This window comes from Fluviibacterium sp. S390 (assembly GCF_049800695.1).
GTDB lineage: Bacteria > Pseudomonadota > Alphaproteobacteria > Rhodobacterales > Rhodobacteraceae > Meridianimarinicoccus.
This window is the reverse complement of record NZ_JBNAFN010000006.1, coordinates 77,150-89,764: the sequence shown is the minus strand read 5'-3', so window position 1 is coordinate 89,764 and position 12,615 is coordinate 77,150. Positions and strand designations below refer to the sequence as shown.

Here is a 12,615-nt window from a genome sequence, read left to right as displayed (position 1 = left end):
CCAAGGCCGTCCCTTCGGGGGCGGCTTTTTCGTGGCGTGGCGGCGCGTGGCAGACGGAAAAACACCCCGGATACCGGGGTGTGGCAGGTCGTACGAATTGCGGGATTTCGGGCGCGCCGGACCCTAGCGCTTGATCGGCACGCTGTCGGGCAGCGAGATCCGCGCCACCTGTTCGGCAATCGGATCGACCGACAGCGGATGGGTCTCGGTCTCGTGGCATTCGGGATCGCCGATGTCCTGCCAGACCCCGTGCTTATAGACCTCAAGCGCGCTGAAGCCGGCCTTGTAGCCCATCTTCGGGCTGCTCGGCACCCAGTAGCCCAAGTAGACATAGGGCAGGCCGCTTTCGCGGGCGATCTCGATATGATCGAGGATGACATGGGTGCCCAGCGAGCGGCGGTTCTCGTCTGGTTCGTAGAAGGAATAGACAAGGCTCAGCCCGTCATCCAGAACGTCCGTCAGGCACACGGCCTTGAGGTCGCCGCGCACCAGGTTGGGCGATTCCCGGACTTCGTATTCTATGACGCGCGACCGGATCGGGGTTTCCTCGATCATCGCGGCGAATTCGAAGATGTCCATGTCGGCCATGCCGCCATCGGCGTGGCGGTTGTCCAGATAGCGGCGGAAGAGCGAGAACTGCTCTTCGGTGGCCCAGGGAGAATTGGCCCGTCGCTTGAGGTCGCCATTGCGGCGCAGGGTCTTGCGTTGCGCGCGGCTGGGTTCGAAATCCGCCACCCGGATACGGGCCGACATGCAGGCGGTGCATTCCGCGCAGGAGGGCCGGTAAAGCACGTTCTGCGATCGGCGGAACCCCTGTTTGGACAGCGTGTCGTTCAGGGTTTCGGCGGTTTCGCCCTGCAAGGCCGTGAACAGCTTCCGCTCCATCCGCCCATCCAGATAGGGGCAGGGTTGCGGCGCAGTTACATAGAACTGCGGGGCAATGGGAAGCGTATGGCGCATGGGCTCCTCGACCTGTTTCGAGGGAGCCTAGCAATCCCGAACGAAACCGCCAAGCCCCCTTGGGACACACCGCGCGTTCAGGGCTTGCGCGACAGGTTGATGGCGGCGGTGCCCAGCAGCATGTCATGCAGGCCCTGACCGCGCGACGAGGTCAGCATCAGGATGATCGAGATGATCTGAAGCACGAAGAAGGTGGTCATGAAATAGAACATCAGCACGTGCAGGGTGGCGGTTGCGGTGTCGAACCGTTCGCCGCGGCTGTTGCGGAATTCGATCGCCATCAGGCGCATGCCGGGGGTGGCAGACCGGCTGGACATGGCCCAGATCCGATAGACCAGACCCACCGCAAGGAACAGGAAGCCGAAGAAAAACAGCCCCGTGAACGCGGTGAACGGAATCGCCAGCAGGCTGATCCCCAGGATCAGGACGGTGTCGACCAGCCACGCGAAGAACCGCTTGATCGTGGTGTCGGCATAGAAGTCGCCATGGGTGTCCGGGTCGGGCAGGCCCCACAGCGCGGTGTCAGGTTGAATCATGGATGTCATTGCAATCGGTCCGCGAAGAAAAGGCAAGGCCCCCCTAGAGGGGGGGCCATGAAGGGCGTCAGGCGCTTTCCGGTGCAGCGGGGGCTGCGGCCGTCCGGACGCGTTCGTCCATGAACTGGTCGAATTCGGCCTTGTCCTTGGCTTCCCGCAGACGCTTGAGGAATTCCTGGAAGCTGTCTTGTTCTTCTTCCAGCCGGCGCAGGGTTTCGGCCTTGTAGGCGTCAAAGGCGCTGTTGCCCGAAGACTTGAAGGCATAGGTGGCGTTGCGGGTGTGGCGGGAACATTTCCCAAACATGCGTTTGCTCCAGATCATATAGGCGAGAAGGGCGAGGCCAATGGGCCAGAAGACAATGAAGCCGAGGATCATGGCCGCGATCCAGGCGCCTTTGCCGCGCTGATCGAGCCAGGTTTCTGCGGCCGTAGGCCAGGTTGCGACGGTGCTCATCGGGATCTCCGTGTTGGTTGTGTGTATGTGAACTGTCTTCACATTGAATAGATTGGGTGCGCCCGCCGCCGCTTCAAGGGTTCATGTGAAAACTTTTTACATTCGCATCTGCAGCAAGATCGGGCGGCGTGCCGTGACCCTGCGGTGCGTTGACCCCGGCGCGGCGAGACGACAGGCTCCGCCCATGACCTTTGCTGATCAGATCACCCGCGCGCCGATTCCCCATGACACCGTTCTGGCACAGGATGCCCTGTCGCAACTGGGCTGGGCCAGCGGGCGCACCCGTGACCTGCTGTGCGGTACGGCTGGATGCAGCCCTTATCTGGCCGGCCTGATGACCCGGCACCGCGACTGGCTTGAGGCGGCCCTGGACCAGGATCCCGCCACGGTCATAGCCGCCGAGATCGCCGCCCTGGAGCCAGGGCCGGCGTCGGACACGGGCAAGGCCCTGCGGTTGGCCAAGCAGCGGGTGGCGCTGTTGACCGGGCTGGCGGATCTGGGCGGGGTCTGGGGGCTGGATGCGGTCACCGGCGCCCTGACGCAACTGGCGGACCGGGCCAGCGATGTGGCGCTGAAATCCGCGCTGATCCTGCCGCTAACACGGGGCAAGATCCCCGGCCAATCGCTGGACGATCTGGATCAGGCCGCCGGTCTGACCGTGCTGGCCATGGGCAAGATGGGCGCGTTCGAGCTGAATTATTCTTCGGACATCGACCTGATCTGCCTGTTCGACGACAGCCGGTTCGAGGGCCCCGACGTGATGGAAGCGCGCGCCATCTTCATCAAGGCGGTCCGGCAGGCCATGGGGCTGTTGTCCGACAACACCGGCGATGGCTATGTGTTTCGCACCGATCTGCGATTGCGGCCTGACCCCTCGGTGACGCCGGTGGCCGTGTCGATCACGGCGGCAGAGCGCTACTACGAAGCCTTGGGCCGGGCGTGGGAGCGGGCGGCCTATGTCAAGGCGCGCCCCTGTGCCGGGGATCTGGAAGCAGGCAATCGGTTCCTGAAGGACATCCGCCCGTTCATCTGGCGCCGCCATCTGGATTTCGCGACGATTCACGAGGCGCAGGACATGCGCCTGAAGATTCGCGCCCAGAAGGGCCGGGCCTCGGACAGGCTGGACGGGCGCAACGTGAAGCTCAGCCCCGGCGGCATCCGCGAGATCGAGTTCTTCACCCAGACCCGCCAGTTGATCGCCGGGGGCCGCGATCCCGAGTTGCGGATGCGTGAAACCCGCCACGGCCTGGCCGCCCTCGCGGAAAAGGGTTGGGTGACCTCAGACGTGGCGACGACGCTGGACGCCGACTATCTTGTCCTGCGCGAAATAGAGCATCGCCTGCAAATGGTACAGGATGCCCAGACCCATGCGCTGCCTTCGGCGGACGAGGGTTGGCAACGGCTGGCGGATTTCACCGGCGTCGGGGATGTGGCGCAACTGAAGGAGTCCCTGCGCGAACGCTTTGAACGGGTCTATGCGCTGACCGAGGAGTTCTTTGCCCCTGAGCGTGCGGACTCCCTGCTGCCCGAGATGACCGGCACAGCGGAAAAAGTGGTGGACCGCTGGAAATCCTATCCCGCGTTGCGCTCGGAACGGGCGCAGGAAATCTTTGCCCGTCTGCTGCCCAAGCTTCTGGCCGGCTTTCAACGCGCGGCCGATTCCGACGAAGCGATCTTGCAGTTTGACGGGTTTCTCAAGGGGTTGCCTGCCGGCGTTCAGGTCTTTTCCCTGTTCGAGGCCAACCCGCAACTGATCGACCTGATGGTCGATATCAGTTCTACCGCCCCGGCGTTGGCGCAGTATCTGTCCAACAATTCGGGCGTGCTGGACGCGGTCATCGGCGGGGATTTCTTCGAAGCCTGGCCGGGCAGTGCCCAGTTGACCGAGGAACTGTCAGCGCTGCTGGCCAACCCCGATCTGGACTATGAATTGCGGCTGGACACCACGCGCCACTGGCAGAAGGACTGGCATTTCCGCATTGGCGTGCATCATCTGCGCGGATTGGTCAGCCCGGATGAGGCGGCGGCAGAGTATTCCGATCTGGCCGAGGCCGTGGTGCAGGGCATGTGGCAGGCCACCTGTGCCGAGTTTTCGCGCAAGCACGGGGTGGTGCCGGGCAGCCGGGCGATCGTTCTGGGCATGGGCTCGCTGGGCGCGCGCAAGCTGGGCGCGCGCTCTGATCTGGATCTGATCGTCATCTACGACGCGCCGCCCGATGCGGAGTCCGACGGCAAGCGTCCGCTGGAGGCGCGCACCTATTTCGCGCGGCTGACCAAGGCGCTGGTGACCTCGCTGTCGGCGCAAACGGCAGCGGGCACGCTGTACGAAGTCGACATGCGGTTGCGGCCCTCGGGACGGCAGGGACCGGCGGCGGCGTCCTGGACCTCGTTCCAGGCCTATCAGCGCAAGGAGGCCTGGACGTGGGAGCATCTGGCCCTGACCCGCGCGCGGGTTGTGGCCGGCACAGAGGGTCTGGGCGCGGAGTTCGAAGCCTTCCGCCGCAAACTTCTGGCCGGGCCGCAGGATCGGGCCAAGGTCCTGCAGGATCTGGCCGACATGCGTCGGCGGCTGTCCGAGGCCAAGCCGCGCAAGGGTGTGTGGGACGTGTCGAACGGCCCGGGCGGTTTGCAGGATATCGAATTGTTCGGCCAGGCCATCGCGCTTCTGGCCGGGGATCCAGAGACCGGCAGTGCCGCACAACTGCGGCTGGAGACCGATCTGGCCTCGGCCGAAGTGCGCGCCAAACTGCTCGAGATCGGCACCCTGCTGGCGGCGGTGAAATCCGTGGCGCGGCTGTTGACCGGACGCGGGCTGGAGCCGTCGCGCCTGGGGCAGGGCGGGTTGGCGATGCTGCTGCGCGATGGCAAATGCGGCGATCTTGAGGCGTTGGAGCTCGCGCTGGACACGGCCACCACAACGGCCGCAGACATGATCGATGTCGCAATCAAATCCGGGGAAGGCGCGGATGAGACGTAGCAACGGGGCCGCGACCGCTAGACAGTTGCCATGGCACCGATAACGCGAGACCCGCGCGATCCCAAGAACCTGATCGCGGACAGCTACCGGATCGACGGCATAACCGCCGCGGATTGCCGGGCGATCTTTTTTGACTGGGCGCTGTCCCTCCCCGACGGGGTGGAGGCCGCCAGTGTCGCGCAGCAGCTATTGCAGATCCACGCGCCGGAAAACCCCGATCATCCGATGACCGGGGTTCTGCGCGAGGCGATGGCCGGAACCGAGCAGCCCCGGCGGCGCGGGGGACGCGCCGCGCGGGTGCCGGGATCTAGCTGACTTCCAGGGCTGCGGCTTCGGCGGCCAGTTTGGTGATGCCGTCCCAGTCGCCCTTTGCCACCAGATCGGCCGGGGCCACCCACGAGCCTCCGGCGCAGACCGTGTTGGGCAGCGACAGATAGGTGTTGGCATTGGCCAGCGAGACACCGCCGGTCGGACAGAAGGCGATCTGCGGCAGGGGGCCAGCCAGAGATTTCAGTGCCGGTGCGCCGCCGATGGCCTCGGCCGGGAAGAACTTTTGGAAGCTGTAGCCGCGTTCCAGCAGGTACAGCGCTTCGGTCGCAGTGGCGGCGCCGGGCAGCATGGCCAGATCGATGGCCTCGCAGACATCCAGCACCTTGTCGGTTGATCCGGGCGAGACTGCGAAAGTTGCGCCCGCGTCCTGGGCGCGGCGCGCGTCATCGGGCGTCAGCACGGTGCCCGCGCCGACGATGGCGCCCGGCACATCCGACATGGCGCGCATCGCGTCCAGCGCCTGCGGCGTGCGCAGGGTGACTTCCAGCGCATAAAGACCACCGGCGACCAGGGCCTGGGCCAGATCGGCGGCGCGTCCGGCATCCGAGACCACCAGAACAGGGATGATCGGCGCCTTGCGGGCCACGGCGATCAGACGTTCGCTTGCGATTTGGGGGGTCATGTCGTGTCCTTCGATTAGCTGTCGGCAGGCAGAGCCACACTGGCCCCGGATGTAGCGGGTCCAACATTGGCGCGGAAGGCGGAAAACAACTCGCGGCCCATCCCGAAACCATTGGCCGAAAGGTCGGGTTCCACAGCAGGCCGATCGGCAACGCCTTCGGTGACCACCTCCAGCACCCCGGCCTCGGCATCGACGCGGATCACGTCGCCATCGGCGATGCGCGCCAGCAGACCGCCTTCGGTGGCTTCGGGCGTGACATGGATGCAGGCGGGCACCTTGCCGGATGCCCCCGACATGCGGCCATCGGTGACCAGCGCCACTTTCAGCCCGCGATCCTGCAGCACGCTCAGGGTCGGGGTCAGGTTGTGCAGTTCCGGCATGCCGTTGGACTTGGGACCCTGGAAGCGAACGACAACAATGGTGTCCTCGGTGAATTCACCTGCCTGGAAGGCGGCCTTGACCGATCCCTGGTCCTGGAACACCCGTGCGCGGGCTTCGATGACGCGGCGTTCTGGCGCCACGGCCGAAACCTTCATGACACCACGCCCGAGGTTTCCTGCAAGCTGCTTCAGCCCGCCGGATGTCTGGAACGGATCGGTGGCAGGACGCAGGATCTTGTCGTTCAGGCTTGTGCCCGCGCCCTTGTCCCAGGTCAGAGTGCCGTCGCTGAGCTTGGGCTCTTGCGTGTAAAGCTCCAGCCCGTCGCCGGCGACGGTCTTGGTGTCGTCGTGCAGCAACCCGGCTTCCAGCAGCTGGCCGATCATGTAGCCCAGCCCGCCCGCAGCGTGGAAGTGGTTCACGTCTGCCAGACCGTTGGGATAGACCTTGGCCAGCAGCGGCGTGATCTCGGACAATTCCGCGAAATCTTCCAGATCCAGAATCACACCGGCGGCCCGTGCCATGGCGGGCAGGTGAATCACAAGGTTGGTCGAACCGCCCGTGGCCATCAGCCCGACGATGCCGTTGACGAACGCGCGCTCGTCCAGCACGTCGCAGGTCGGGGTATAGGCGTTGCCAAGGGCTGTGATTGCCAGCGCCCGCTCGGTCGCGGCGACGGTCAGCGCCTCGCGCAGCGGCGTGTTCGGATTGACGAAACTGGAGCCGGGCAGGTGCAGGCCCATGAACTCCATCAGCATCTGGTTGGTGTTGGCGGTGCCGTAGAAGGTGCAGGTGCCCGGCCCGTGGTACGAGGCCATCTCGGCCTCCATCAGCTTGTCGCGGCCCACTTCGCCCGCGGCGAACTGGTTGCGGACACGGGCCTTTTCATCGTTGGGCAGACCGCTGGTCATGGGACCGGCGGGGATGAAGATCGCCGGAATATGGCCGAAGGTGGCCGCGGCCATGATCAGCCCCGGCACGATCTTGTCGCAGACGCCCAGATAGGCCGCCGCGTCATAGGTGTTGTGCGACAGCGCGACGCCCGCCGCCATGGCGATCACATCGCGCGAAAACAGCGACAGCTCCATGCCGGGTTGACCTTGCGTGACACCGTCACACATGGCCGGAACGCCGCCAGCCACCTGGGCTGTGGCCCCGGCCGCCTGCGCTGTGCGGCGGATCAGATCGGGAAAGGTTTCGAACGGCTGATGCGCCGACAGCATGTCGTTATAGGCGGTGACGATGCCCAGGTTGGGCGCCCGCGCTCCGGCCAGCGTGGCCTTCTGGTCGCCCATCGCCGCATAGGCATGGGCCTGGTTCCCGCAGGTCAAATGGGCGCGCGCCGGGCCATCCTCGGCGGCAGCACGCATCCGGGCCAGATAGGCGTTGCGGGGCTTGTCACTGCGGGAACGGATCCGGTCTGTGACTTTCTCGACGATTGGATGTAGGGCCATGGGACCTCCCGGCGTCTTGGCGAATTCTCGCGTCGTATAAGCCGTTAGCGCTATCAATGCCAGTGGAAACGACAGGCTGCGGCAGGAAGGAGCACGGTGATGATTGCGCATTCCGGTAAATTGCGTCAATCACCGGCAGACCCCCCAAGCAAACAGGAGCGGCCATGAACGCCCCCAGCGCATCGGCGACCGGCACCATTCGGTTGCGCCCGAAGATCGACCCCCGTCCCATTCGTCACGGGTTTCCATGGGTTTATGGCAACCAGGTGGTCACCGACCGGCGCACCAAGGCGTTGGCGCCGGGATCGCTCGCGGTTCTGGAAGATGCCGAGCGCGGGCCGATTGCCCTGGTCACCGTCAACCCGGACTCGAAGATCATCGCGCGGGTGCTGGATCCCGATCCCGCCGCGCTGGTCGATGCCGACTGGATGACGGCGCGGATCGCCCGCGCACTGGCGCATCGCGATCGGTTGTATGCCGCGCCCTTCTACCGGCTGATCCATGCCGAGGCCGACGGTCTGCCCGGTGTCATCATCGACCGGTTCGGTGATGTGGCGGTGATCCAGCCCAACGCGGCCTGGGCCGATTCGCGACTGGATATGCTCACGGACGTGCTGAGCGATGTCACCGGCGTCACCACGGTGCTGATGAACGGCGCGGGCCGGGCGCGCAAGCTGGAAGGCCTGGATGAGGCCAGCCGCCCCTTGCGCGGGGCGGTCGAGGGGCCGATCCCGGTGCCGATGAACGGCGCCACCTATCTGGCCGATGTTCTGGGCGGGCAGAAAACCGGGCTGTTCTTCGACCAGCGCGACAACCATGCCTTCGCCGCCGGTCTGGCGCAGGGCGCGCGGGTGCTGGACGTGTTTTCGCATGTGGGCGGTTTCGGGCTGGCGGCGCTGGCCGCAGGGGCTGACAGCGCGCTCGCGGTGGATGGTTCGACACCGGCGTTGGTTCTGGCCACGCAGGGGGCATCGGCCAGCGGTGTCGCGGAGCGGTTCAATACCCGGCAAGGCGACGCGTTCGAGGTGATGACCACGCTGGCGCAGGAAGGCGCGCAATTCGATCTGGTGATCTGCGACCCGCCGGCCTTTGCGCCGTCGAAACAGTCGCTGGACGCGGGCTTGCGCGCCTACGAGCGCGTGGCGCGGCTGGGCGCATCGCTGGTGGCACCGGGGGGCTATCTGGGCCTGTGTTCCTGTTCCCATGCCGCGACGATCGAGAAATTCCGCGCCGCGTCTGTCCGTGGGTTGGGACGGGCCGGGCGACAGGGGCAGGTGATCCACACCGGCTATGCCGCGCCGGATCATCCGCAGCATCCTCAGCTGGCCGAATCCGGCTATCTCAAGGCGCTGTTCTTCCGGGTCTGGTGATGCGGCTGCTGATCGATGCCTGCGTTCTGTATCCTACGGTGCCGCGCGCCCTGATCCTTGGGCTGGCGCAGACGGGCTGGGCCGAGGTGCGCTGGAGCGCACGCATCCTTGAAGAATGGCGCCGTGCCGTGCTGCGCCAACATCCTGAACAGGCCGGGCTGGTCACACGGGAAATCGCCAGTCTTCAGGCGCTGTTTTCGGGGGCAGAGGTTGCGCCGGATGCGGCGGTGGAATCGGGGCTCAGCCTGCCCGACGACAATGATCGGCATGTTCTTGCCGCAGCCCTTGCCGCGCAGGCGAGCGATCTGGTGACCTTCAACCTGCGCGATTTTCCGGGCCGAACCCTGGCCCGTCACAGCCTGCGACCGCGCCATCCAGATGAACTGTTGCTGGAGGCGCTGGACGACCGGCCAAAGCAGGTGACCCAACTGGCGCAACAGATCGTGGCCCCGCTCTGTACCGGACCCGTGACCCCGGCAGACCTGCGCCGCATCCTGAAAAAGGCGCGGCTGCCCCGGTTGGGCAAGGCGCTGGCAGCGCGGGGCAGCTGACACCCCGAGGTAAAAACGCAACGAGCCGCCCAAGGGGGCGGCTCGCAAATCCGTTGATCTGGGCTCAGAACGGGATTTCGTCGTCGTCAATGCCCGAGGAGGGAGGCTGACTGCCGCCACCGCCACCGCCGCCCTGACCGCCGCCATAGCCACCGCCCGATCCACCACGATCGTCATATCCGCCGCCGCTGCCACCACCGCCGAAGCTGCCTCCGCCGCCACCGCTACCGCCTTCGGAACGGCCATCCAGCATGGTCAGTTCGCCCTTGTAGGGGCGCAGGACAACCTCGGTGCTGTAGCGGTCATTGCCGCTTTGATCCTGCCACTTGCGGGTTTCCAGTTGGCCTTCCAGATAGACCTTCGATCCCTTGCGCAGATACTGCTCGGCCACCTTGGCCAGCGGCTCCGAGAAGATCGCGACGCTGTGCCATTCGGTGCGTTCGCGGTTCTCGCCGGTGTTGCGGTCGCGCCAACGTTCCGACGTGGCAATGCGCAGGTTCACCACCTTGCCGCCGTTCTGGAAGGTGCGCACCTCGGGGTCGCGCCCCAGATTGCCCACCAGGATGACCTTGTTCACCGATCCTGCCATGATGTTGCCTTTCGCGATTCCTGTTGTTGATCGCTTTAAACCACGCAGTCGCGGGCAGGAACAGCCGCTGCGCGACGGAACACTGGCATTGCGGGCAAAAATTGGCTATGGCTTGCCAAAAGAGCAGAGCAGGCACCTCATGCGCAAGACACCCTTGGCAGGGCTTTTGATCGGCAGTCTTCTGGCCGCCCCGGTGGCGGGCGACCAGGCACGCGTGTCCAGCAAGGCGCGCTCGTCGATCTTCAAGTCGCAGACCGATGTGCTGGATCGGCGCTCCTCGAAGCAATACGAATATTCCTCGCGCCTGCAGCCACAGACCGATTTTTCCGGTGCGATCCGCCTGCCGGGCGTGTCGAACTCGAAATACCGCGGGATTTATCTGCCGGTGGCCGAGTCCGTCGCGCGCAAGCATCGCGTGCCGCAAAGCCTGTTCACCCGGCTGGTGCAGCAGGAAAGCGCGTGGAACCCGCGCGCGGTGTCGCCCAAGGGGGCCATCGGGCTGGCGCAACTGATGCCGCAGACCGCACGGTATCTGGGCGTCGACCCCCATGACCCGCATCAGAACCTGGAAGGCGGCGCGCGCTACCTGCGGCGCCAATACGAGCGGTTCGGATCCTGGCGACTGGCGCTGGCCGCCTACAACGCCGGACCTGGCGCCGTCGAAAAATACAACGGCGTGCCCCCCTACAAGGAAACCCAGAACTACGTGCGCAAGATCCTTGGACTGCCGGGATAGTCGAGACTGACCGGCTGCACCGCCGCCGCTGAACGCGCCTTGCACGCACATGAAAAAGCCCCGGTCGATGCCGGGGCTTTCTGCGTTTCGTATGTGTTGTGGATCAGTCCAGCGCCTTGAAGTTCAGCGCCGCGCCGTCCTTGATCCCCGAGAACCACCGCGCGGTCACGGTCTTGGTCTTGGTGTAGAACCGGAAGGCATCGGGGCCATACTGGTTCAGATCGCCGAAGGCCGACTTCTTCCAGCCGCCGAAGGTGTAGTAGCTGAGCGGCACCGGGATCGGGAAGTTGATGCCGACCATGCCCACGTTCACCCGGCTGGCAAAGTCCCGCGCGGTGTCGCCATCGGCGGTAAAGATCGAGGTGCCGTTGCCGTAGTCATTGTCGATGACCAGCTGCAGCGCCTCTTCGTAGGTCTCCTTGCGCACGGTGGACAGCACCGGGCCAAAGATCTCCTGCTTGTAGATCTCCATGTCCGGCGTGACCTCGTCGAACAGGCTGGGACCGACGAAGAAGCCGTTTTCATAGCCCTGAAGCGTGAAGCCGCGCCCATCGACCACCAGCTTCGCGCCCTGGTCCACGCCGGAGTCGATCAGACCGGTGATGCGCTCCTTGGCGGCGGCGGTGATGACCGGGCCGAAGTCCACGTCGTCGCCGGCGGTATAGGGGCCGACCTTCAGCTTCTCGATGCGCGGCACCAGCTTTTCGATCAGGCGGTCGGCGGTTTCCTGCCCCACCGGAACAGCCACCGAGATCGCCATGCAGCGTTCGCCTGCCGCGCCGAAACCGGCGCCGATCAGCGCATCGGCGGCCTTGTCCAGGTCGGCATCCGGCATCACGATCATGTGGTTCTTGGCACCGCCGAAACACTGGGCGCGCTTGCCGTTGGCCGCTGCGCGGCCATAGATGTACTGCGCGATGGGGGTGGAGCCGACAAAGCCCACCGCCTGAATGGTCTCGTTGTCGAGGATCGCGTCAACAGCTTCCTTGTCGCCGTTCACCACCTGCAGCACGCCGTCGGGCAGCCCGGCTTCCTTGAAGATCTCGGCCAGCAGCAGTGCGGTCGAAGGGGCGCGCTCGGACGGTTTCAGGACCATCGCGTTGCCGGCGGCGATGGCGGGGGCCATCTTCCACAGCGGGATCATGGCGGGGAAGTTGAACGGGGTGATGCCCGCGACCACGCCCAGCGGCTGGCGCATGGAATACAGGTCGATGCCGGGACCGGCGCTGTCGGTGTAGTCGCCCTTCAGGAAGCTGGGGGCGCCCATGCAGACTTCGACCACTTCCAGGCCGCGCTGCACGTCGCCGCGCGCGTCGGGCAGGGTCTTGCCATGCTCCCGGCTCAGCACCTCGGCCAGCTTGTCCATGTTCTCTTCGATCAGCGCGCCGAATTTCATGATGATGCGGGCGCGGCGCTGGGGGTTGACCTTGGCCCATTCCTGCTGCGCTGCTGCGGCCTTGTCGATGATCGCGTCCATCTCGGCTGCGGTGGCCAGATCGACCTGCGCCTGAACCTCGCCGGTTGCCGGGTTGTAGACATCCGCCGTGCGGCCCGAAGTGCCCCGCACCTGAGCGCCGTTGATATAATGACCGATTGCTTGCATCACGTCCTCCATTGACTTGACGCGACCCTAGCATTGCGAAAATGCGGAAGCTATA

The 12,615-nt window shown here is 65.4% G+C and carries 12 protein-coding genes; 5 read left to right on the top strand and 7 right to left on the bottom strand.

Translation table 11 applies throughout. The annotated features are described in order from the left end of the window. Nucleotides 1-123: 123 nt before the first annotated feature. From ACP15K_RS06830 to ACP15K_RS06820, 3 genes are all read right to left on the bottom strand, one after another. Entirely contained in the window at nucleotides 124-960 is an 837-nt protein-coding gene (locus tag ACP15K_RS06830; protein WP_193141116.1) for an arginyltransferase, read from the bottom strand. Between the two features lie 77 nt (nucleotides 961-1,037). Further along, entirely contained in the window at nucleotides 1,038-1,496 is a 459-nt protein-coding gene (locus tag ACP15K_RS06825; protein WP_193141232.1) for an RDD family protein, read from the bottom strand. A 67-nt stretch (nucleotides 1,497-1,563) separates the two neighbouring features. Continuing rightward, nucleotides 1,564-1,950, bottom strand: a complete 387-nt coding sequence (locus ACP15K_RS06820; RefSeq protein ID WP_193141115.1) for a DUF2852 domain-containing protein — start codon at nucleotides 1,948-1,950, stop codon at nucleotides 1,564-1,566. 184 nt (nucleotides 1,951-2,134) lie between these two features. On the opposite strand from ACP15K_RS06820, the gene ACP15K_RS06815 reads away from it, so the two are divergent. Both ACP15K_RS06815 and ACP15K_RS06810 read left to right on the top strand, forming a co-directional pair. Beyond that, nucleotides 2,135-4,927, top strand: a complete 2,793-nt coding sequence (locus ACP15K_RS06815; RefSeq protein WP_193141114.1) for a glutamine-synthetase adenylyltransferase — start codon at nucleotides 2,135-2,137, stop codon at nucleotides 4,925-4,927. Nucleotides 4,928-4,957: 30 nt separating this feature from the next. Beyond that, on the top strand, nucleotides 4,958-5,242 hold the full coding sequence (locus ACP15K_RS06810; protein ID WP_424990125.1) for a hypothetical protein: 285 nt from the start codon (nucleotides 4,958-4,960) through the stop codon (nucleotides 5,240-5,242). On the opposite strand, the gene eda is transcribed toward ACP15K_RS06810, so the two are convergent. Beyond that, on the bottom strand, nucleotides 5,235-5,879 hold the full coding sequence (gene eda, locus ACP15K_RS06805; protein ID WP_193141112.1) for a bifunctional 4-hydroxy-2-oxoglutarate aldolase/2-dehydro-3-deoxy-phosphogluconate aldolase: 645 nt from the start codon (nucleotides 5,877-5,879) through the stop codon (nucleotides 5,235-5,237). The genes ACP15K_RS06810 and eda overlap by 8 nt on opposite strands. Nucleotides 5,880-5,893: 14 nt before the next feature. Then, the gene (gene edd / locus ACP15K_RS06800) at nucleotides 5,894-7,711 is read right to left on the bottom strand and encodes a phosphogluconate dehydratase (protein WP_424990124.1); all 1,818 of its coding nucleotides are present in this window, start codon (nucleotides 7,709-7,711) and stop codon (nucleotides 5,894-5,896) included. 164 nt (nucleotides 7,712-7,875) lie between these two features. On the opposite strand from edd, the gene ACP15K_RS06795 reads away from it, so the two are divergent. Continuing rightward, nucleotides 7,876-9,081 carry an RSP_2647 family RNA methyltransferase gene (locus ACP15K_RS06795; RefSeq protein ID WP_193141110.1) on the top strand — a complete coding sequence of 402 codons (1,206 nt, stop codon included), beginning with the start codon at nucleotides 7,876-7,878 and terminating at the stop codon, nucleotides 9,079-9,081. Further along, nucleotides 9,081-9,632, top strand: coding sequence for an RSP_2648 family PIN domain-containing protein (locus tag ACP15K_RS06790; protein WP_424990123.1), 552 nt, complete (start codon nucleotides 9,081-9,083; stop codon nucleotides 9,630-9,632). The genes ACP15K_RS06795 and ACP15K_RS06790 overlap by 1 nt, the downstream gene beginning before the upstream one ends. A gap of 64 nt (nucleotides 9,633-9,696) precedes the next feature. On the opposite strand, the gene ssb is transcribed toward ACP15K_RS06790, so the two are convergent. Further along, nucleotides 9,697-10,221, bottom strand: coding sequence for a single-stranded DNA-binding protein (ssb, locus tag ACP15K_RS06785; RefSeq protein WP_226925764.1), 525 nt, complete (start codon nucleotides 10,219-10,221; stop codon nucleotides 9,697-9,699). Between the two features lie 139 nt (nucleotides 10,222-10,360). On the opposite strand from ssb, the gene ACP15K_RS06780 reads away from it, so the two are divergent. Beyond that, nucleotides 10,361-10,957 (top strand): lytic transglycosylase domain-containing protein, encoded by a 597-nt coding sequence (locus tag ACP15K_RS06780; protein WP_193141108.1) that lies wholly within the window; start codon nucleotides 10,361-10,363, stop codon nucleotides 10,955-10,957. Nucleotides 10,958-11,060: 103 nt separating this feature from the next. Here the strand turns inward: ACP15K_RS06780 and ACP15K_RS06775 are convergent, their stop codons facing one another. Continuing rightward, nucleotides 11,061-12,560 carry a CoA-acylating methylmalonate-semialdehyde dehydrogenase gene (locus tag ACP15K_RS06775; protein ID WP_193141107.1) on the bottom strand — a complete coding sequence of 500 codons (1,500 nt, stop codon included), beginning with the start codon at nucleotides 12,558-12,560 and terminating at the stop codon, nucleotides 11,061-11,063. Between the last annotated feature and the right edge of the window lie 55 nt (nucleotides 12,561-12,615).

Bases quoted from the DNA above. Each gene is read 5' to 3' on its own strand.
- ssb (WP_226925764.1), bottom strand. From the start codon at position 10,221: ATGGCAGGATCGGTGAACAAGGTCATCCTGGTGGGCAATCTGGGGCGC.
- ACP15K_RS06775 (WP_193141107.1), bottom strand. From the start codon at position 12,560: ATGCAAGCAATCGGTCATTATATCAACGGCGCTCAGGTGCGGGGCACT.
- ACP15K_RS06790 (WP_424990123.1), top strand. From the start codon at position 9,081: ATGCGGCTGCTGATCGATGCCTGCGTTCTGTATCCTACGGTGCCGCGC.
- ACP15K_RS06830 (WP_193141116.1), bottom strand. From the start codon at position 960: ATGCGCCATACGCTTCCCATTGCCCCGCAGTTCTATGTAACTGCGCCG.
- ACP15K_RS06780 (WP_193141108.1), top strand. From the start codon at position 10,361: ATGCGCAAGACACCCTTGGCAGGGCTTTTGATCGGCAGTCTTCTGGCC.
- eda (WP_193141112.1), bottom strand. From the start codon at position 5,879: ATGACCCCCCAAATCGCAAGCGAACGTCTGATCGCCGTGGCCCGCAAG.
- ACP15K_RS06795 (WP_193141110.1), top strand. From the start codon at position 7,876: ATGAACGCCCCCAGCGCATCGGCGACCGGCACCATTCGGTTGCGCCCG.
- ACP15K_RS06825 (WP_193141232.1), bottom strand. From the start codon at position 1,496: ATGATTCAACCTGACACCGCGCTGTGGGGCCTGCCCGACCCGGACACC.
- ACP15K_RS06815 (WP_193141114.1), top strand. From the start codon at position 2,135: ATGACCTTTGCTGATCAGATCACCCGCGCGCCGATTCCCCATGACACC.
- edd (WP_424990124.1), bottom strand. From the start codon at position 7,711: ATGGCCCTACATCCAATCGTCGAGAAAGTCACAGACCGGATCCGTTCC.
- ACP15K_RS06810 (WP_424990125.1), top strand. From the start codon at position 4,958: ATGGCACCGATAACGCGAGACCCGCGCGATCCCAAGAACCTGATCGCG.
- ACP15K_RS06820 (WP_193141115.1), bottom strand. From the start codon at position 1,950: ATGAGCACCGTCGCAACCTGGCCTACGGCCGCAGAAACCTGGCTCGAT.